The sequence below is a fragment of the Spirochaetota bacterium genome, assembly GCA_034190085.1.
Classification (GTDB): domain Bacteria; phylum Spirochaetota; class UBA4802; order UBA4802; family JAFGDQ01; genus JAXHTS01.
This window is the reverse complement of the sequence record JAXHTS010000005.1, coordinates 1-19,196: the sequence shown is the minus strand read 5'-3', so window position 1 is coordinate 19,196 and position 19,196 is coordinate 1. Positions and strand designations below refer to the sequence as shown.

Sequence of the window (19,196 nt, the reverse complement as noted above, 5' to 3'; positions counted from 1 at the left end):
TTACCTACCACTTATTGAGAACTTACGGTAGATAAAGTATTTACTGATAATGGGAAGAATTGTATATATCATATATTTTGTAATAATAGTATTTCTTTTCTCAGCAAAAATATATGCACAGGTTGAACCAGCGCTCCCTTCTGGGCTGGAAGATAATGCAGGAGATGAGGAAGTCGAACTCCCTCGCGGTCTTGATGAGAGCGGCGAGGGAGGACCTGCCTTGCCAGAGGGTATGGATGAGAGAAAGAAATATGAAGAAGAAGCTTATTTTGATTCACCGGGAGATAACTTTTTTGAGAATATCCCATTTGATTTAGGAGGATTCATAGATGGTCGTTTGGGAGGGAGGACTCAAGATGATCCCTACGAAAGGGATCTATCAATAGGTGAAACTCGTCTTCAGATGGATGTAGAAAAGGATTGGTCTATATTAGTCTTCAAGATTACTACAGACTTTATTTATGATGAAGTAGCAGATGATCACTGCATTGATATAGATGACGGGGAAGGATGGATAGATTTAAGGGAGCTGAATTTGTCCATGAGGCCCACTGAATTTATGGATATTAAGCTTGGGAGACAGATATTTACATGGGGGACTGGGGATTTGCTTTTTATAAATGATCTTTTCCCAAAGGATTGGAAATCGTTTTTCATTGGCAGGGATTTGGAGTATCTAAAATCTCCGTCTGATGCATTTAAAGCTTCTTTATTCAGCCGGATAGTCAACCTTGATATTGTATATATCCCTTATTTCAATTCTGATCGTCATATTGAGGGTAAACGAATATCCTATTGGAATCCAATTCTTAATGACAGGTCGGGCAGGGACAATATCATAAGAACAGAAAAGAGGGATGAATGGTTTGATGATGACGAAGTCGCTTATAGGTTATTCAAGAATATTAAGGGTTACGAATTAGCCCTTTATGGATATTACGGTTTTTGGAAAAGCCCCGCGGGTATTAATCCAATTTCAGGCAAGTGGGTTTTCCCTGAATTGCTTGAGTATGGCGCAAGTATTCGAGGAGTTATTGTAGGGGGGATAACTTCATTTGAGATAGGATATTATGATTCAAGAGAGGACTCCAGTGGAAGCAATCCATTTATAAATAATAGTGAGTTCCGTTCGCTTGCAGGTTATGAAAAGGAATTGGCAAAAGACTTTACTTTAGGAGTTCAATATTACCTAGAATATATGATGGATTACGGCCAATACAAAAGCTCCTTAACTTCATTAGAATATGCAAGGGATGAATATCGTCACGTGATTACTATGCGGTTAACCAAGCTTTTGATGAATCAAAATTTAAGAATATCGATTTTTGCTTTTTACTCTCCCTCTGATAATGATCTATATATTAGACCAAATGTTCACTATAAAATAAATGATTATTTATCAGGAGAATTGGGCGGGAATATATTTCTAGGCGATAGGGACTATACATTTTTTGGTCAGTTTGAAAATAATACGAATATCTATGCAGGCATAAGATATGCAGTAACATCTTAATGAGTAGTCTGTCTAATTGTAAAAAGAATTACTTTGAGTAAATATAAATTTAGCACATAGAATATATATTAATTATTTATTTTTTTGCATTTTTTATATTTAGATATTATTTTATACAGAAAACTTATAGTGAAATATTAGGTACTTAGTATTATCTTATATTCATAGATTTACTATCTGGATGGTTATGATGACAGAAAAAGATATGATTAAACCAGACAAGGTTATTGATACTGTGGGGAAGTTTTGTCCTGCTCCATTATTTGAGACACGAGAGGGAATTGATTCTGTTGATGTTGGTAATGTATTGGAGGTAATTGCAGATGATCCTGCCGCTGAGGAGGATATTAAACGTTTTGTTAAGCGCACAGGACATGAGTTGTTGCACTTCGAGAAGGATGAGGATGTCTTACGGTTTTTAATTAAGAGAACAAAATAGGGAGGATTTAATATGGCTAGTAATGAGAAATTTTTGCTCTATGTTCAGACAAGTGATGCGCCTGAAAGGCAGTATTCTCCACTTGTATTAGCACAGAGTGCTAGAGCAATGGATATAGAACCTAAGGTGTATTATCTAGGTATGGGATTAAAAATACTAAAACCAGGAGTTGCTGATGAGATTAGGCTGGGCTCTTTTCCATCAGTTAAGGATATGATCGATAAAACCTTGAGTATGGGTATTGAGATATATGTATGTGAAGCTTCAAAGCAGATGCTTGGATGGGATAAAGTTGAGTTGATTGATGGAGTGAAGATCGTAGGAGCAGCTACCTTGAACGATCTGGTATTGGATGCAGCAGGCTCAATGTGGTTTTAGGGAGGTTGGTGATGAATAGGAATATATATTTAGATTATCAATCATCTAAACCTGTTAATACGGATGTTCTAAATGAGATGCTTCCGTACTTTTCAATAAAATTTGGTAATGCATCTGCGTTACATAATGATGGTGATATAGCGACTAACGCATTGGAGGATAGCAGAAAAAGGGTAGCTAGCTTCATCAAGGCTGAGAATCCAGACGAAATAATATTCACCCCTGGTGCCACTGCATCAAATAACATGGCAATAATTGGATGCGCAATGAGGAATAGGAGAAAGGGGCGGCACATTATAATCTCTGAAGTTGAGCATATATCCATTCACAATATTGCTAAATACCTGGCTAGAAACGGATTTGAAGTCTCTAAAGTGCCAGTTGATATACATGGGGTTGTGAGATTAGAGAAACTAAGAGAACAGATAAGAGAAGATACAATCATTATTTCAATTCAATATGCGAACAATGAAATCGGGACAATCCAACCCGTTGCTGAGATTAGTAAGATTGCACAAGATAAGGGAATATATTTTCATTCAGATGCTGTTGCAGCGGAGGGGGTAATTCCAATTGATGTTGTAAGAGATCAGATTGACCTCTTAACCCTTTCTTCAAATGACCTATACGGCCCCAGGGGCCTGGGCGCTCTATATATACGTAAGGGTGTATATGTTAATCCAATTATCATTGGCGGTGGACAGGAGAGGGGGCTGCAATCCGGAACAGAAGATATTGCTTCCATTGTGGGAATGGCAAAGGCGTGTGAGATAGCCCAGAAAAATATGGAAGAGGAGGGTCGGAGATTGAAGAATTTGCGTGATCATCTTATTAAACGGGTTTTGGAGATCATACCAAGATCATATCTAAACGGACATCCGGAAAACAGATTGGCAAACAATGCTCACTTCAGATTTGATTATATTGAAGGAGAATCCCTTTTATTATCTATGAAGGATGAAGGAATTTCAATATCCACAGGATCTGCATGTACATCGAAAACCTTGGAGCCATCACATACCCTAATAGCAACGGGATTATTACATGAAGAGGCCCATGGTTCTTTAGAGGTTACTCTTGGACGATATTCCACAGAGGATGATGTTGAGAGATTAATAGAAGTTCTTCCAAGGGTAGTGGAACGATTACGGGAGTTATCACCATTATCAAGTTAGGCAAGGAGTGTTGTATATGAAGTCAACAGAGTATTCTGAGAAAACATTGGATCATTTTAGAAATCCTCGAAATGTTGGGACCCTGGAGGGTGAGAATGTAGCAATGGGTCGTGTCGGTAATCCTGTTTGTGGAGACCTGATGGAGATTTATATTAACGTAAATAAGGATACAGACACAATTGAAGATATTAAATTTAAGACATTTGGTTGTGGCTCAGCAGTTGCGACAAGCAGCATGATAACAGAGATGGCAAAAGGCAAAAGCCTAGATGAGGCATTGAGGATTACTAGGCAGGATGTGGCAGATGAGCTTGATGGCCTTCCTCCAATAAAGATGCACTGCTCAAATTTAGCCGCAGATGCACTTCATGATGCCATAAAGAATTATAGAGAGGGTAAGAACGCTCAAGAAATAGAGTCTGAAGAGTTTATAAACTATAGGGTATGTAATTTGAATGAAATATCCGGTGGGAATGATTTTGTGGGCAGGGGTGTTTACGTCAAGGATATCAATTTTAATGAATTAAAGGACAAACGAATATTGGTATTAGAAAATGGCGATAATAGTATAGAGGTAGCATTAAAATTAGAGGCTATAAGTGGCAGGGTTATACTGCTATCTATGGGTAAACAAGTAAAAGCATCAGATGAATTGAAGACAAAGTTGAAGCAATCTCATGTTAAGATATTGAAGCAATCTAAATTGAAGGAGATATCTGGCTCGAACTCAGTCGAGAAGGTACTGATTCATGACCTTGACGAAGATGAGACATACGAATTATTTGTGGATGCTGTTGTTTATTCATAGGCAAATTATTCTATAAAAAGTTTTTTGTAGATTTGGATCATAATACTTTTTTATTACTAATTTGGTAGTTATTGATTAGTTGTTACGAATTACATTATGTGTAGTGTAGGGAAGAGTTAAAATAAATGATAACCGGAAGAGCTTTTAATATATAGGGAGTAGGATATGAATATTATCTGTGATCATTGTGGATATGAAGGAGATCAGAGTGAGTTTGATATCCAATATCCCCCAACCTGACCATCTAAAGGGGCGGTTGAGTCCAGGACATGTCCCAGTTGTGGGATTAAGTATGAGAAAAAGAGAATTGAAGGATTGGATCAGGAGGAAGCAGAGATGATAAGGCTATCTCAATGGCTTACTACCCTTACTAAATCTTCTGATAGTGATTCACTTAAGAAGGCAAGAAAAGTAATTTCTGAATTAAGAGACGCTAATCTAAGATGGAATAATCAAAAACTAGATGACTTTTTAACAGAACGTCAACGAATGCTTTTTTATAGTTAAAATTAACAACATATAAAGGAGGCTTATAGAGAATGGATAAGTATGTATGTTCAGTTTGTGGATATGTTTATGATCCTGAACAGGGAGATCCGGATAATGGTATTGATCCTGGCACAAAATTTGAGGATCTTCCCAATGATTGGGTATGCCCTGTATGTGGCGCAGGGAAAGAAGATTTTGAGAAAGAGTAGGTATGTAAACAAACATTTTCATTAAATGAGAGAATGATGATAGATTTTATCCTTAAATATTACAATAAGCTTATAGGAGGCTAAGATAGTGGCGAATGTGACCGTTTTTTCAACCAATGTTTGCCCATACTGCAATAAACTAAAATCCTTCTTAGGGGAGAGAGGCATCGAGTTCACTGAGGTCGATTCGAAGCCCGGTTCCCAGGAGTGGGAAGAGATGAGGAGAAAAACTTCCAGTACCTCTCTTCCACAGATATTGATAGATGATAAATCTGTTGGTGGTTACAGTGATATCGTGAACCTCGATGCTACCGGAGAGCTTTCTACGCTTTTAGGTCTTGCTAAAAAGGAATCTCCATCAACAATCTATGATGTAATAATTATTGGGGGTGGCCCTGCAGGTTTAAGCGCTGCAATATATGCAGCTAGAAAGGTTTTAAAGACTATTATCATCACTAAGAACATTGGAGGGCAGGTGGCTGACACCTATGATATTGAGAATTATCTTGGATTTAGCCAGATAGAGACAGCAGACTTAATCAACAAGTTTGATGAGCATGTTGAAAAATATGGAGTAGAAAAGGTTGAGGGGGAGGATGTTGTCTCCATTGAACTTACAGGTAAGATAAAGAAGGTGGTAACAACATCTGGTGATGAGTATTATTCTAAAACCTTGATCCTGGCAACCGGAAAGCGTCCGAGGCACTTAAATGTGCCGGGAGAGGATAAGCTCGTTGGAAAGGGTGTTGCTTATTGTTCAACATGCGATGCCCCGTTATTCGCTAATGCTGATGTAGCTGTTATCGGCGGTGGCAATTCGGCTCTTGAGGCTGTTATTGATTTAGATAAGGTTGCCAAGAAGATACACCTTATTTCACTGACTCCACTAACCGGAGATCAGGTTCTAAAGGAAAAGGTTGAGAACTCTTCTATTGTAGATATTTATACAAAATATAATACACTTAAAATTATAGGGGATGCAATGGTGGAAGGTATAGAGATACAATCTCTTGATACCGGGGAGAAGCTAAGGTTTGATGTTGAAGGTATATTTATTGAGATCGGACTTTTGCCTAATTCAGAGATCGTTATTGATACATTGGATACTAACAGGCAGGGGGAAATTACAGTAGATAATCTATGCAAAACGGGTATAGCGGGGGTTTTCGCATGCGGGGATGTTACAACGGTGCCCTATAAACAAGTGGTCATAGCAGCAGGTGAAGGGGCAAAGGCTGCGCTCTCAGCTTATGACTACATTATAAATCAGAAATAGAGATTGGAGAAAATATTCATATTTTTATACTAGGAGACAATAAGCATGCAAGGAGGAATAGATGAAGCCGGTTGAAATAGCGCCTGATATATATTGGGTAGGAGCAGTTGATTGGAATATAAGGGATTTCCATGGGTATTTGACTAAGGAGGGAACAACATATAATGCTTTCTTAGTGATGGATGATAAGATAACACTTGTTGATACAGTGAAGAGGGAATTTGTCGGTGACCTTATAGCCAAGATCAGTCATATAGTAGATCCGAAAAGAATAGACTATGTCATTAGCAATCATACAGAGATGGATCATTCAGGTGGTTTGCCCGATGTTATGAAGAAGATTGGAGAGGATAAGCCAATATATTGTTCTAAGAAGGGATTTGAAAACCTCTCCCACCACTTTTATCATAATAGATTTAATTATCAAGCAGTTGATGATGGAGGTGAGTTATCTATAGGCAAGAGGACGCTGACTTTTTTGGAAACAAGGATGCTTCACTGGCCGGATAGCATGTTTACATATGATAGAAATGATAAAATTTTATTTTGCAGCGATGCCTTTGGACAACACTACGCCAGTTTGGAAAGGTTTGATGATGAGATTGAGGAAGATATTATGCCGCATGCAAAAAAGTACTTTGCAAATATTCTTTTAGTCTACGCTCCTCTGATCCTTAAGCTACTTGAGAAGGTACAAAAGCTTGGTTTAGAATTCAACATTATATGCCCTGATCATGGGATTATGTGGCGCAGGGATATCAATGAGATAATAGAGGCTTATGTTGAGTGGAGCGAACAGAAACCTAAAAAGAAGGCCCTGGTAATTTATGATACTATGTGGCACAGCACAGAGATGATGGCTGAGGCTATTATTGCTGGTATTTCAGAGCAGGGTGTAGCTGCTAAACCTATAAACATAAGGAAATCTCATCGCAGTGACATTATGACAGAATTGATGGATGCGGGGGCAGTAATTGTCGGATCGCCAACGTTGAACAATGGCCTCTTCCCTACAGTCATAGATGTTTTAACCTACATTAAGGGATTGAAGCCAAAGAATAAAATTTGTGCAGCCTTTGGTTCATATGGATGGAGTGGGGAGGCTGTGAAGTTGATTAATAGGGAATTTGAGGAGATGAAATTGGATATTATCGATCCGGGTATCAATATCCAATTCGTTCCTGATGAGGGGGGACTAGAGGCATGCCGTGTGCTTGGTAGAAAAATTGGAGAAGCCCTATCTAATAGGAGTAAATGATTAATAATTGGAGGATACGCATGAAAAAGGCACTAATCGCTTATTATAGCAGAACGGGTAATACGGAAAAAATGGCAAATTATATTGCTGAGGGTATTCGCATTGATGGCAATGAGGCGGTTGTAAAGAGTATCTCTTCTATCAAAAAGGATAAGGATTTACAGAACTATGATGGTTATATTCTGGGTTGTCCCACATATTATAGTGATATGACTGATGGGATGAAGACCTTCCTGTTTATAGTTGATAAAGCTCAGCTTCAGAATAAGATTGGGGGCACCTTTGGGTCATATTCCCATAGTGGAAATGCTCCGGCAAAAATTTTTGATACAATGGAGCATGTTTTCAAGATGGATATGACTGACCTTGGAGCATTCAATCTAAAGGATGATATATTAAAAACTGATGAAGGCTTGAGGGCCTGTCAGGAATATGGCAAGAGCTTAAGCCAGAAGATGGGAAAATAAATCAGGTATTTCACTATAGATGCCTTGATTGATAGAGGTAAAAATAGTTATATTTGCATCGTTTTATATTACTGGAAAGGGAAAAATATGAAAAAGATAGAATATGAGATAACCAAGCATGAAGCTGAGACTTTTGATCAATTAACCTATTTTTGTTCAGAAGCTGGGAAATGTAAGCTTGAACAGATAACTCTGAGCCAAATGAACATCCTCAATAATCTATTAAACGAAAGAGGGAAGCAGGGGTGGGAGATGATTCAACTCTTCTTTGGAAAGGACGGCATAATTGTCTTCTGGAAACGAGAAATTAGAAGAGGAAGTTCCTCCACCAAATAAGATGAATCGCAAAGTTACAACAAATATTGTGAAAGGTGTTCATTATACAATACTCTATCAACAGGAGAAGGATTATGAAAAGGTTAATTCCCCTATTGTTCATTAATTTATTACTCTTTAAGGGAACAGCGCTTCCCCATTGTGAAGTGCCATGCGGCATTTATGATGATGAAATGAGAATTCATATGCTCAAAGAGCATATAAGAACGATCAGGAAGTCCATGGTGTCCATCATGGATTTATCAAAAGAGAAGAAAAAGAATTATAATCAGATAGTACGGTGGATCAATAATAAAGAAACACACGCAAATTATATACAAGATATAGTATATCAATATTTTATGGCTCAGCGTATAAAACCGGTTAAAAGTAGCGACAAAACTCTATATAACAAATACATTAATCAAATAACATTGCTCCATAGAATGATTGTCTATGCAATGAAGGTAAAGCAGACAAATGATATCAAATATGTGGAAGAGTTGACCAAGCTTGTACATGAGTTTCAAGGAATCTATTTTAGTAATAAGAGATAATTTATAAACATATACTCTACACCTTCATTGAAGGATATTACGGTATTTCCCTAACTTAAATATTAAGAAATAACAATAATCAGAAGGCATATACAAAGGAGGATAATATGAGTTCAGAGCAACAGGTTATAAATACAATTCAAGAGAGGAGATCAATCAATTTTTTTGATCCTGAAAGGGCTATTAGTGATGACACAATCATGGAATTGATTAAGATCGCCAATCTCTCACCATCTTCATTGAATTTACAGCCTTGGGAGGTTGTAGTAGTAAAAAAATCTGAGAAGAAGAGTGTTTTAAGGGGTTGCGCCTTTGATCAGCCAAAGGTTGAGGAGGCATCTGCTGTGTTGATTATGATTGCTAATCCCAATGCAGTAGAGGAGAATATAGACAAGGTAGTTGATAGCTGGCTTAAATTAGGCTACATCCAATCAGATGGCGTTGAAAGAACCAAAGGAACAGCCCATAATCTCTACGGAGATAAGGATAGCCTACAAAGAAAGCTCTTTGCTGTAAAGAATACAGCGTTATTTGCCATGACCCTTATGATAGCCGCAAAAGGGATGGGGCTTGAAACTCATCCTATGGATGGAATAGATGAAGGGAAGATAAAAAAAGAGTTTAACATACCTGATGACAGAATAATTCCGATGATCGTTACTCTTGGTTATCTAAAGTCAGGCATTGACTTGTTGCCGAGGGCTTTCAGGAGGGAAGTATCGGATTTTGTTAAGAGTGAAAACTATTAAAATTAATCAAGGGATCAATTATAAATAGAGTTTATATCTTTTAGATAAAAAATTCACATTTAATCAATATTAAATGTATGAGAACTTATATTAATCCCACATATTAATTACAATAGTAATAAATTTATTATCTACAATTTGGAGGACTTTCGTGAAACAAAAAATTTTACTAACAATTGATGGATTGGAACTTTCAGAGAAAGCAGTTGATTATGTAACTAAAGTCATAAACTCTGAAGATGAAATTACACTATATAATGTGCTGCCTCGTCCATCTGCAGTCTGTGAGTTAGATGAACCATCACTCACTCCGCTCTTTAAAAAACACCAGAAAGCATTTTGCGCCTTAGAGGATAGCAAGAGGGATATTATTAAGGATTTCATGGAGAAGGCGAAGAAGAAAATTATGAAAACTGGGATATCTTCAGATAATTTAGTGATAAAGGTGGAAAATCAGACTGAAAATGTGGAGAATCACATTATCAGGGAAGCTACAAATGGTGGATATGATACTATCATATTAGGGAAGAAGGGATCATCGAAATTAAATGATATTATTTTGGGAAGCATATCTCATAAAATATTGCAACTAGCGAAGGACATAGCTGTTACAATTATTACTTAGTATACTATTCCCTCCTCAGATAATGTCTTGAATTGTATCCCCCTACATGGAGCTATTTATGTAATTGATTAACCTTCAATGATTATGGATCCTTGATAACCAGGTGTGAGATATCCCTTTATAATGATAAGACTGCACAGATAGGGTGATAGAAATAATCACAGAGATTTAGTTAAAGTAGTAACATTCTTCCTGTTTAGGATTTATAAGTTACAATGTGGAAATATTTCTTAATCTTCATATTTATAGTCCGTTCAGCATCCTCTGTTAAGGCTCAAGGTGTTGACTATTTTTTGGATATGGCATTGAAGTACAGCCCCTTAGTTAAATCACAAATCCATAGAATGAATGCGGCAGAGAAGTTATATGACAAGGAGAGTATCTTTCAACAGAATCCAATATTCAGCATTGGCTACTCCAATATTCCTTTATCGGACTGGCCGGCTCTGGATAAGCATTCTATGTCAGGTATAAGCATTGGAGTATCTCAATACATAGCAAGTCCATGGGGGGATACATATAGAAAGCGGACATTCTATCAGAAATATCAATCCGAAAAGGAGTCATTAAAAGAGACCCAGAACCTCTTAATTTTCCAGGTTCAAAGCGCTTTTCACAATATCTTGTTTTTATATAAGAAACAGAATATCCTTAAAGAGAACATGAAAGTCCTTGCTGATGTTTTAAGACTCGTGGAGTCGCTTGTGTCGGTTAATAAAATGAACAGTTCTCATCTTTTGAAGCTAAGGGGTGATGTGTCAGCCCTAAACAATCGAATAATTGAGCTGAACGGTGATATTTCAATAGCAAAGGCTGATATGGAGAGGATATGTGGCATTGCCTTAAATTGGGACATTACTGATAAATCAATAGACTCATGGATAGATGCCAACAGGGCTAAGGGGAATTTTGAAGGGTTTCATGTAGAAAATCACCCACTCTATAGAAAGGTATATTCTCATTATGTAGGGGAGAGGGCTGCTTATCAACTTGAAATCGCAAAGCTAAATCCGGGAGTCATCTTTGGCTTTGATTACAGAATTCGCCAGGAGATTCCGGGAAAGGATAATGGCGAAGATTTTCTCTCCTTTAAGGCTTCGATGCCAATTCCTCTTTATTATGCTTTAAAGGAACGACATAGTATAAATGCTGCAAAGGAGAAGCAAGATGAACTGAAAGAGATACTCAAAGGAATTGAGATTGAACTTTCCACAAAGTGGAAGGGCGAGAAAGAGAATTATTCAAAACTTTTGGAAGCCTTTACTAGCTATGAGAAGCAAGTCCTTCCTTCTTATTGGTCGGCATATGAGGCTCAGATTGCTTCACTTTCTGGTGGCAATATTAACCTGCTCGATGTGTTAGATGCATATCGTTTATATCTGAATGCTTCACTGGAAGCTGCTCGTTTATATAGAGATTTAATGATTAGCGGACTCAGGTTGAATTATCTAATATATAAATTCCCAGGTAAAGAGGGAATAGACCAGCAGATGGGGAAGCATTAATGGGTATAATTCTGGATGAGGATATGGGATTAAAGAGATTTGCTCAGTTCATTCTAATATTCATGATAATGTCATTGGCACTAAGCGATATCACATGCACTAGGGAGCGGAGTGTTTTGTCTGATGAAGGCTATTATACATGCTCAATGCATCCTCAGGTGCTTCAGCAGGAATCCGGCGAGTGTCCTATATGTGGGATGAAACTGACATTTGTTCCGAATGTAGGGGGAAACAATGGTGATGAACATGCTAAAGATGATTTTGATAAGGATAGAGGGCTAGGCCATAAAACAGATAAGGATGATAAAGTGACAGGTTTTTTCCAATTTTCCATGGCTGATGATTTGCTCCAGAATGCGAAGGTGTACACTGTGCCGGCTAAAAATGAGCAATTTACAATGAACAAATCATATTCAGGTCACATCGACTATAATGAAGATCCAAATAAACTCGTTATAATTACAACAAAGTATGATGGTTGGATTGAAGAATTGTATGTTTCCAAGGAGGGTCAGCTTATACATAGGGGAGAACTTCTCATGGGTGTTTACAGTCAGAAGATACTTGCAGCCATGGAAGAATACATTACTACCTTTCAGTCATTAAAAAAGAACTATGTATCACAGGGAAAGGGTGGGGGTGATCTTTTAAAGGATCCTACAATTGTGGCCTCAAGGCGTAAGTTAATATACCTAGATGTTCCTGCTTCACAGATATCATCCCTTGAGAAAACCGGAAAAGCTGAGCGCTTAACATATTTTCGTTCGCCCATAAGCGGAGTTTTAATCAAGAAAAATGTGCTTCAGGGTTCGCATATTAAATCTGGGCAGGAACTCTTTAGGATTGCAAATCTAAAATCACTCTGGGTTTTCATACATATTTTTGAGAAGGATATTCAATTTATTATAAAGGGACAAAGGGTGTCAATTCAGACCACAGCATATCCAGGGAATAAATTTTCAGGGAAAATAGATTTAATCTACCCTTTTTTAGATATGAAGACCAGGGATATTAAGGTTCGAATTGTTGTGCCGAATGATAGATTATTATTAAAACCAGGAATGTATGCGAGTGTAAAAGTTCATTATCAATTGCCAAGTAAGGTTATAACTGTGCCCGAGTTCTCGATTATTTATTCCGGGGAAGAAAATTATGTTTTTGTATCATTAGGTAAGGGGAGTTTTGAGGTTCGTCCTGTTGTGGTTTTGGTACGATCAGGAGGAACGGCCATAATTTCAAGCGGTTTGGAACGTGATGAACTGGTTGTGGCGAATGGTCAATTTCTTCTCGATTCAGAAGCATCATTGAAAGAGGCGATGCACAAGGGACAGATGGCCGGTCATCGACATTAGTAAAGGCAAATTAAACATAATATTTTATTATGAATAGATTAATTGAATGGTGCATCAATAACCGTTTGTTGATAATAATATTAGTTGTTACGCTTTTGTTTATGGGAATTTGGAGCATGTTCCGGGTAAAGATGGACGCCATACCGGACCTCTCTGATACACAGGTAATAATTCAGGCAACATATCCTGGGCAACCTCCGCAGGTTATGGAAGACCAGGTAACCTATCCCCTCACAACCAAGATGCTTTCAGTGCCATTCGCTAAAACGGTTCGTGGGTATTCGTTTTTTGGGTTTAGTTTGGTTTATATTCTCTTTGAAGATGGAACTGACTTGTATTGGGCGAGAAGCAGGGTGCTTGAGTATTTAAGCGGAATGCAGGGTAAGCTACCGGATAAGGTTAAGCTCGAACTTGGCCCGGATGCCACATCTATTGGATGGATTTTTGAATATGCTCTTGTCGATAATAGCGGAAGGCATACTCTCGCAGATTTAAGAGATTTACAGGATTTTGTTCTTAGATATGAATTAACCTCTCTGCCAGGTGTAAGTGAGGTCGCTTCAATCGGGGGTTTTCAAAGGCAGTTTCAGATAGAGGTTGATCCTAATCTTTTATTGCAGTTCGGCATCTCTATTGGGGATATTGAAAAGGCAATTCAAAAATCAAACATGGAGATGGGCGCCCGCCTTTTCCAGCAGGCTGAGACTGAATATATGATCCTAGCTAAGGGTTACCTGAAGGCAATTGAAGAGATCAGGTCAATCCCCATCCGATTCTCACATCAGGGCGCAGTGCTGAAGCTGGGCGATATCGCTCATATTACAGAAGGGCCAAATATTCGGCGTGGTCTTTCTGATCTTGACGGCAATGGAGAGGTTGTAGGCGGCATAATTATTATGCGCCATGGTGAGGATGTGCCGAGAACCACGGACAGGATTAAAGCAAAACTTGATATCATTAAGAAGGGCCTGCCTGATGGCGTTACAATTGAGATAACCTACGACAGATCAAAACTAATCTATAGGGCAGTAAACAATCTTGGAACGAAGATAATTGAAGAATTAATAATCGTATCAATTGTTACTATCTTCTTTCTGCTGCATTTTCGCTCAGCAATGGTAGCATTGATTATTCTTCCCCTTGGAGTCATCACCTCTTTCTTGCTGATGTATTCCCTTGGTGTTGCCGTTAACATAATGTCACTAGGCGGTATTGCCATCGCTATTGGAGTGATGGTGGATGCCAGTGTGGTGATGGTGGAGAATACTCATAAACATCTGGCACAATTAGAAAAAAGCAAGAAGAAACTCAATGATGCATTATATTGGAAGGCGGCTAAGGAAGCAACGCTAGAGGTTGCACCTGGCCTTTTTTGGTCCATGATAATCATTATAGTTAGTTTCTTTCCAGTCTTTGCCCTCCCTGAACAATCCGGGAGGTTATTTATTCCCCTTGCCTTTACTAAGACCTTAGCCATGACATCCAGCGCTTTGCTCGCTGTTGTCTTTCTCCCAATACTTGTTGGTTATTTCGTAAGGGGTAAGATCCCATCGGAGGAGAAACATCCAGTAAGCAGTTTGTTGATTAGGATATATCATTCGGTTATTAGCTATAGCCTGGATAACAAAAGGAAGATAGTGATGGGAAGTGTTATTGTGTTACTTTTTAGTTTAATACCGATCATGGGAGTAAAAATTCCATTCACCGATGTTGTTTTGCTGAAACCTATAGGTTCGGAATTTATGCCTCCGCTTGAAGAGGGAGATCTTCTATATATGCCTACCACCATACCTGGCATATCAGTGGCGAAGGCGCGTGAGATTTTAATTGAAACTGATAAATTGATAAAAAAAATTCCTGAGGTTGATAAGGTTTTTGGAAAAATAGGAAGGGCTGAAACAGCGACTGATCCTGCGCCACTCAGCATGATAGAGACAACCATACTAATTAAGGATAGATCAGAGTGGCGTGATGGCATGACAATGGAAAGGATTATCGATGAACTGGACAGAACGGTTAAGCTTCCGGGTCTTGTTAATGCTTGGACTATGCCTATTAAGACAAGAATTGATATGCTGTCAACAGGGATAAAGACTCCGTTAGGCATAAAGGTGATGGGTGATAATCTTGGAAAGCTCCAGGAGATAACCGGGAGTCTCGAGGGTCACATTTCAGCAATACCAGGTGTCAGTAGTGTAATAGGCGAGAGGGTGGAGGGCGCTAACTATGTTATATATGAGATTGACAGGGTGCAAGCAGGCCTTTATGGACTATATGTCTCAGACATTCAGAGAGTGCTCACCTCTGCTCTTGGAGGCAGGGGAGTGACTCACATTATTTCCGGAATCTATAGATGGAGCGCAAATATTCGCTATTTGAGAAGTTATAGGGAATCAATCGATTCATTGAGGAATATCTACATCCCCCTTCCCAGAGGGGGACAAATTCCAATATCTGAGGTTGCCAGTATTAGGATTGAGAAGGGGCCGGGTGGGATTAAGACAGAGAACGCGCGTTTAACCTCTTGGCTCTATGTTGATACCAGATTATCCGATATCGGAGGTCTTGCAGATAAGATAAAAAATCATATCGATCAGATGATTAAAGAAAAAAAAATTCCATGGGAAACTGGCTATACATATATGATAAGCGGTCAATATGAGCAGATGAAACTCGCTGCGGATCGAATGTGGGTATTGATCCCAATAGTAATTCTAATAGTATTTGTTATTCTCTTTATTCATTTTAAGAATGCCTCACATCCTTTATGGGTAATGATTACTGCAATCTTCTTTGCGCCGCTAGGAGGATTGTGGTTTATGTATTTTGCAGGGCATAATAGGTCGGTTGCCTCAGATGTTGGATTCATTGCGCTCATAGGATTGGCCGCTGAAACCGGAGTAATAATGCTGGTTTATCTTGATGAGGCATTGAAGCAGCTTAGAGAGAAGAAGTTTAAGAGGCTGCGCGATGCAGTGATCCACGGCGCTGTGATGAGGGTTCGCCCTAAAATAATGACAGTAATGACGACTATGCTTGGACTGCTTCCGATATTTTGGGGAACAGAGGCAGGCAACACAGCCATGAGAAGGATAGCCTCGCCAATGGTTGGGGGTCTTATTACATCTACTGTTGTAACACTTATACTTGTTCCGGTAATATTTGAATGGTGGTATGAAAAGAGGGTGGAATAAGCTGCAAAGGCTGAATATTTTATCCTTTTTACATATAATAATAAAGACTAAATATAATATTAAGGAGGTTTTACTATGGGTAAAACATTTACGTTTTTTTTGATTCTCTCCTTTGCATTGTTCTCCTTCTCAGGGATATCCTGCAAGGAGGATGTTAAGCTTGGTGATGCAGGGGGACAAATAAAATGTCCGGTTATGGGGGGGAATATCGATAAGAATTCTTATCAGGATTACAAGGGCAAGAGGGTATATTTTTGTTGTCCGGCATGCAAGGAAAAATTCGATAAGGATCCTGACAAGTATATGAAAAAGCTTGAAGGTGTAAAACTTGATGATGTCCCTGCTGAAAAGGGGATGCATAAGGGACACAGTCACGAAGTATATTGAGAAGAGCAATTATAGTATGTATGTAACTACTCAGCTAATGCCATTCCTGCGGATGCAGGAATCTTATTGTCTAATAGTGTATATGAAAAAAACATTAGAGTAGTTACGTTTGTATTTATTTTGAGTTCAATAGCTGTTAATTGTTCTGGAGTATTAATGATCTTCTGCTGATAGTCAGCGCACAGAGTAATCAATACATCCTCTCAAAGCGGATGAAAAAGCTGCGTGAAGTGATCTCGAAGGGGTTATGAAGATAGATAAGAAGGCCAGAGTGATAACTTTTATGGAAATTATCACTCTGGCTTAGGTAATATTCTTCTAACCTGGGTGATAATGCTTCTCATCTTGGTTAGAATCCTTCATACTTTAGATTATTGATTTTAAATGTTAATTAATCCTGTGCATAAATAATATCAAAGAAGATAAAAAACACTCTAATATTATGAAAAGTGTTGATATATGTAAAAAAGCCCTCAGCAAAAATAATAGATGTGGCGAATTGATCAACATGAAGAGCTTATTTTATAATTTTTTTTTGTGCTCTATGTGGTAAAAAAAAAACATATAACCAGGCAATACAACCGACCTTTACTTCACTGCACTCTGTAAAGGTGGTTGATTTCAGCGTTGAGTCGGTTGAAGAAGTACAATATTCAACTATTAATAGTAGATCTGTTATAGATCTATTATCGACTTCATTTACTAATTTGGGACATTTACAATGGAGAATTACAAATGGCTGGATACAGTTGATACGACCATGATCAGTTGATGATGAAAAAGGAGATATAATGAAAATTTATGATCTTTATACAGATAGGGGGGGTACATTGCTTGCTGATGGTACGAAACTTGGCAAAGATGACCTCTGTGTGGAAGCCATTGGAACAATAGATGAAACCAATTCGTTTCTTGGTTTGATATACGCGCAACTCATGGACGATGATCTCAAAGAAATGATTGATGACATTCAGCGAAACCTATGTCGCATCAATTCTGTTTTAGGGAATGCTGAAGTAAGCTTTGATGAACATAGGGTTAAAGCAATAGAAAAGATGATTCAAAAGCTTGAAGACGATCTTACGCCTTTGAGTAATTTCGTTCTGTCGGGATCAGGTGTACTCTCTGCACAGATTCAATTTGCCAGGGCACTGGCGCGAACAGCTGAACGACGTGTAGGGGCGCTGAAGGTGGAAAACGAAAACGTTTTGCCGTTTCTCAATCGGCTTTCGGATCTGCTATTTCAAGTGGCCCGCACAGTCGATAAGCGGGCCCATAAGCCTGAAAGGCTATGGACAGGTGGGTGAGGCAGATTGTCAATCGTTAAGAATAATGGTATGAATATAGTAAGATTAGCCATTTATGTAACTATGTATTCTTTCTAAAAGAGTCAATACATTTAAGGAAAATGTCTTTCAGAGATGTAGCATGTTAACCTATCAAGATTACTGAAAAACAATTCATTCATTGAGTATGAAAAAAATTTATGTTGTATATAAAGTGATTGCTCTTGAGTAAGTGGTAATGTTAAAAATCAATATCTAATCAACAAGGAGTTAACAGATGAAAATAATAATTACAAGCCAATGTATGGGAGACCGTAATTGTAACAATTTATGCCCTGAAGTATTTGAATATGATGAGGATGAACTGAAATCCATTGTCAAATTTGATGAGATACCTGATCAATATAAGGATATTTGTCGACAGGCGGCCAAGGAGTGCGGAGCCGATGCAATTCAAATCGAAGAATAGTAATTATTAATAAATCATTGAGGTTATCGTTATGGGTAGGTTTAGGGAGAGTCAAACAGCTAAAAATTTGCTAATATCATATGCTTTTGAATCTCAGGCGACAACACGTTATATTTTTTTTGCCAATAAGGCTATTGAGGACGGTTATATCCAAATAGCTAGTATTTTTAAGGAAACAGCAGATCAAGAATGTGAACATGCCTTGCGTTTTTTCAAGTTTTTCAATGGAGGAGAACTGGAAGTTACTGCTAGTTTTTTAACCGGTGTGATTAAAACAACCCTAGATAACCTGATGGCGTCAGCTGATCTTGAACGATATGTTCATACTGAACTGTATCCTGGCTTTGCAAAAGTCGGCCGAAAAGAAGGTTTTGATAAAGCTGCTGGTTTTTGGGATGCGATATCTATTGCAGAAGCCCAGCATGAAAAAACATTTTTAGCCCTGTCAGAGAGTATTAAAAATAACACGATTTTTAACCGACATAAAAAAACTGTATGGCGATGCATGAATTGCGGTTATATTCATGAAGGTGAAAGCGCTCCGGATAAATGCCCAGCATGCGTTCGACCAATCGGATATTTCGAGCTTTTTATAGAAAACTGGTAATATGCAGCGAGCTATTACCAAAAGTTGTGGATTGATAAAATTATATCCACCAGCAGAATATATATTCTAAGCTGCTTCCTTCAAGACAGCATCCTTGAATATTTTATCCTTTAAAACTAAGGGTATCATTTCATAACC

General features: G+C 38.2%; 23 protein-coding genes. 22 read left to right on the top strand and 1 reads right to left on the bottom strand.

Features of this window, described 5'->3' with window-relative positions; all coding sequences use genetic code 11:
* Positions 1–49: 49 nt before the first annotated feature.
* From SVZ03_00980 to SVZ03_00890, 19 genes are all read left to right on the top strand, one after another.
* Positions 50–1,513: a hypothetical protein gene (locus SVZ03_00980; GenBank protein ID MDY6932777.1), complete on the top strand. Its 1,464-nt coding sequence runs from the start codon at positions 50–52 to the stop codon at positions 1,511–1,513.
* 190 nt (positions 1,514–1,703) lie between these two features.
* Complete coding sequence (locus SVZ03_00975) at positions 1,704–1,952, top strand: sulfurtransferase TusA family protein (protein ID MDY6932776.1); 249 nt, start codon at positions 1,704–1,706, stop codon at positions 1,950–1,952.
* A 12-nt stretch (positions 1,953–1,964) separates the two neighbouring features.
* Entirely contained in the window at positions 1,965–2,330 is a 366-nt protein-coding gene (locus SVZ03_00970; protein ID MDY6932775.1) for a DsrE/DsrF/DrsH-like family protein, read from the top strand.
* Positions 2,331–2,341: 11 nt separating this feature from the next.
* On the top strand, positions 2,342–3,505 hold the full coding sequence (locus tag SVZ03_00965; protein MDY6932774.1) for a cysteine desulfurase family protein: 1,164 nt from the start codon (positions 2,342–2,344) through the stop codon (positions 3,503–3,505).
* A gap of 16 nt (positions 3,506–3,521) precedes the next feature.
* Complete coding sequence (locus SVZ03_00960; GenBank protein MDY6932773.1) at positions 3,522–4,313, top strand: iron-sulfur cluster assembly scaffold protein; 792 nt, start codon at positions 3,522–3,524, stop codon at positions 4,311–4,313.
* A gap of 208 nt (positions 4,314–4,521) precedes the next feature.
* Entirely contained in the window at positions 4,522–4,653 is a 132-nt protein-coding gene (locus tag SVZ03_00955; GenBank protein MDY6932772.1) for a hypothetical protein, read from the top strand.
* Positions 4,650–4,820, top strand: coding sequence for a hypothetical protein (locus SVZ03_00950; GenBank protein ID MDY6932771.1), 171 nt, complete (start codon positions 4,650–4,652; stop codon positions 4,818–4,820). Before SVZ03_00955 ends, SVZ03_00950 begins: the two co-directional genes overlap by 4 nt.
* 32 nt (positions 4,821–4,852) lie before the next feature.
* A complete protein-coding gene (locus SVZ03_00945; protein MDY6932770.1) occupies positions 4,853–5,011 on the top strand; it encodes a rubredoxin in 159 nt (52 codons plus the stop codon).
* Between the two features lie 88 nt (positions 5,012–5,099).
* On the top strand, positions 5,100–6,287 hold the full coding sequence (locus SVZ03_00940) for an FAD-dependent oxidoreductase (GenBank protein MDY6932769.1): 1,188 nt from the start codon (positions 5,100–5,102) through the stop codon (positions 6,285–6,287).
* A 61-nt stretch (positions 6,288–6,348) separates the two neighbouring features.
* On the top strand, positions 6,349–7,545 hold the full coding sequence (locus tag SVZ03_00935; protein MDY6932768.1) for an FprA family A-type flavoprotein: 1,197 nt from the start codon (positions 6,349–6,351) through the stop codon (positions 7,543–7,545).
* 20 nt (positions 7,546–7,565) lie between these two features.
* Complete coding sequence (locus SVZ03_00930) at positions 7,566–8,012, top strand: flavodoxin domain-containing protein (protein ID MDY6932767.1); 447 nt, start codon at positions 7,566–7,568, stop codon at positions 8,010–8,012.
* Between the two features lie 87 nt (positions 8,013–8,099).
* Positions 8,100–8,348: a hypothetical protein gene (locus SVZ03_00925; protein ID MDY6932766.1), complete on the top strand. Its 249-nt coding sequence runs from the start codon at positions 8,100–8,102 to the stop codon at positions 8,346–8,348.
* A gap of 74 nt (positions 8,349–8,422) precedes the next feature.
* Positions 8,423–8,884, top strand: a complete 462-nt coding sequence (locus SVZ03_00920; protein ID MDY6932765.1) for a superoxide dismutase [Ni] — start codon at positions 8,423–8,425, stop codon at positions 8,882–8,884.
* 107 nt (positions 8,885–8,991) lie between these two features.
* Entirely contained in the window at positions 8,992–9,633 is a 642-nt protein-coding gene (locus tag SVZ03_00915; GenBank protein MDY6932764.1) for a nitroreductase family protein, read from the top strand.
* A gap of 151 nt (positions 9,634–9,784) precedes the next feature.
* Entirely contained in the window at positions 9,785–10,258 is a 474-nt protein-coding gene (locus SVZ03_00910) for a universal stress protein (GenBank protein MDY6932763.1), read from the top strand.
* Between the two features lie 215 nt (positions 10,259–10,473).
* Positions 10,474–11,763, top strand: a complete 1,290-nt coding sequence (locus tag SVZ03_00905; GenBank protein MDY6932762.1) for a TolC family protein — start codon at positions 10,474–10,476, stop codon at positions 11,761–11,763.
* Positions 11,763–13,115, top strand: coding sequence for an efflux RND transporter periplasmic adaptor subunit (locus SVZ03_00900; protein ID MDY6932761.1), 1,353 nt, complete (start codon positions 11,763–11,765; stop codon positions 13,113–13,115). Before SVZ03_00905 ends, SVZ03_00900 begins: the two co-directional genes overlap by 1 nt.
* Before the next feature lie 29 nt (positions 13,116–13,144).
* Positions 13,145–16,309 carry a CusA/CzcA family heavy metal efflux RND transporter gene (locus SVZ03_00895; GenBank protein MDY6932760.1) on the top strand — a complete coding sequence of 1,055 codons (3,165 nt, stop codon included), beginning with the start codon at positions 13,145–13,147 and terminating at the stop codon, positions 16,307–16,309.
* 75 nt (positions 16,310–16,384) lie between these two features.
* Positions 16,385–16,696, top strand: coding sequence for a YHS domain-containing protein (locus SVZ03_00890; GenBank protein ID MDY6932759.1), 312 nt, complete (start codon positions 16,385–16,387; stop codon positions 16,694–16,696).
* 26 nt (positions 16,697–16,722) lie between these two features.
* Here SVZ03_00890 and SVZ03_00885 read toward each other — a convergent pair whose 3' ends face one another.
* Positions 16,723–16,890, bottom strand: a complete 168-nt coding sequence (locus SVZ03_00885; GenBank protein MDY6932758.1) for a hypothetical protein — start codon at positions 16,888–16,890, stop codon at positions 16,723–16,725.
* Between the two features lie 597 nt (positions 16,891–17,487).
* Between SVZ03_00885 and SVZ03_00880 the strand changes: the two genes are divergently transcribed.
* The 3 genes from SVZ03_00880 to SVZ03_00870 all read left to right on the top strand — a co-directional run bounded on the left by SVZ03_00880 (position 17,488) and on the right by SVZ03_00870 (position 19,058).
* The gene (locus tag SVZ03_00880; GenBank protein ID MDY6932757.1) at positions 17,488–18,003 is read left to right on the top strand and encodes a cob(I)yrinic acid a,c-diamide adenosyltransferase; all 516 of its coding nucleotides are present in this window, start codon (positions 17,488–17,490) and stop codon (positions 18,001–18,003) included.
* 256 nt (positions 18,004–18,259) lie between these two features.
* The gene (locus SVZ03_00875) at positions 18,260–18,451 is read left to right on the top strand and encodes a ferredoxin (GenBank protein ID MDY6932756.1); all 192 of its coding nucleotides are present in this window, start codon (positions 18,260–18,262) and stop codon (positions 18,449–18,451) included.
* 31 nt (positions 18,452–18,482) lie between these two features.
* Complete coding sequence (locus SVZ03_00870) at positions 18,483–19,058, top strand: rubrerythrin family protein (protein ID MDY6932755.1); 576 nt, start codon at positions 18,483–18,485, stop codon at positions 19,056–19,058.
* Positions 19,059–19,196 lie beyond the last annotated feature (138 nt).

Excerpts from the sequence above, each read along its gene's own strand:
- SVZ03_00945 (MDY6932770.1), top strand. The coding sequence starts at position 4,853 with ATGGATAAGTATGTATGTTCAGTTTGTGGATATGTTTATGATCCTGAA.
- SVZ03_00980 (MDY6932777.1), top strand. The coding sequence starts at position 50 with ATGGGAAGAATTGTATATATCATATATTTTGTAATAATAGTATTTCTT.
- SVZ03_00950 (MDY6932771.1), top strand. The coding sequence starts at position 4,650 with ATGATAAGGCTATCTCAATGGCTTACTACCCTTACTAAATCTTCTGAT.
- SVZ03_00890 (MDY6932759.1), top strand. The coding sequence starts at position 16,385 with ATGGGTAAAACATTTACGTTTTTTTTGATTCTCTCCTTTGCATTGTTC.
- SVZ03_00970 (MDY6932775.1), top strand. The coding sequence starts at position 1,965 with ATGGCTAGTAATGAGAAATTTTTGCTCTATGTTCAGACAAGTGATGCG.
- SVZ03_00920 (MDY6932765.1), top strand. The coding sequence starts at position 8,423 with ATGAAAAGGTTAATTCCCCTATTGTTCATTAATTTATTACTCTTTAAG.
- SVZ03_00900 (MDY6932761.1), top strand. The coding sequence starts at position 11,763 with ATGGGTATAATTCTGGATGAGGATATGGGATTAAAGAGATTTGCTCAG.
- SVZ03_00930 (MDY6932767.1), top strand. The coding sequence starts at position 7,566 with ATGAAAAAGGCACTAATCGCTTATTATAGCAGAACGGGTAATACGGAA.
- SVZ03_00915 (MDY6932764.1), top strand. The coding sequence starts at position 8,992 with ATGAGTTCAGAGCAACAGGTTATAAATACAATTCAAGAGAGGAGATCA.
- SVZ03_00905 (MDY6932762.1), top strand. The coding sequence starts at position 10,474 with ATGTGGAAATATTTCTTAATCTTCATATTTATAGTCCGTTCAGCATCC.
- SVZ03_00895 (MDY6932760.1), top strand. The coding sequence starts at position 13,145 with ATGAATAGATTAATTGAATGGTGCATCAATAACCGTTTGTTGATAATA.
- SVZ03_00960 (MDY6932773.1), top strand. The coding sequence starts at position 3,522 with ATGAAGTCAACAGAGTATTCTGAGAAAACATTGGATCATTTTAGAAAT.
- SVZ03_00965 (MDY6932774.1), top strand. The coding sequence starts at position 2,342 with ATGAATAGGAATATATATTTAGATTATCAATCATCTAAACCTGTTAAT.
- SVZ03_00870 (MDY6932755.1), top strand. The coding sequence starts at position 18,483 with ATGGGTAGGTTTAGGGAGAGTCAAACAGCTAAAAATTTGCTAATATCA.
- SVZ03_00875 (MDY6932756.1), top strand. The coding sequence starts at position 18,260 with ATGAAAATAATAATTACAAGCCAATGTATGGGAGACCGTAATTGTAAC.
- SVZ03_00975 (MDY6932776.1), top strand. The coding sequence starts at position 1,704 with ATGACAGAAAAAGATATGATTAAACCAGACAAGGTTATTGATACTGTG.
- SVZ03_00925 (MDY6932766.1), top strand. The coding sequence starts at position 8,100 with ATGAAAAAGATAGAATATGAGATAACCAAGCATGAAGCTGAGACTTTT.
- SVZ03_00880 (MDY6932757.1), top strand. The coding sequence starts at position 17,488 with ATGAAAATTTATGATCTTTATACAGATAGGGGGGGTACATTGCTTGCT.
- SVZ03_00935 (MDY6932768.1), top strand. The coding sequence starts at position 6,349 with ATGAAGCCGGTTGAAATAGCGCCTGATATATATTGGGTAGGAGCAGTT.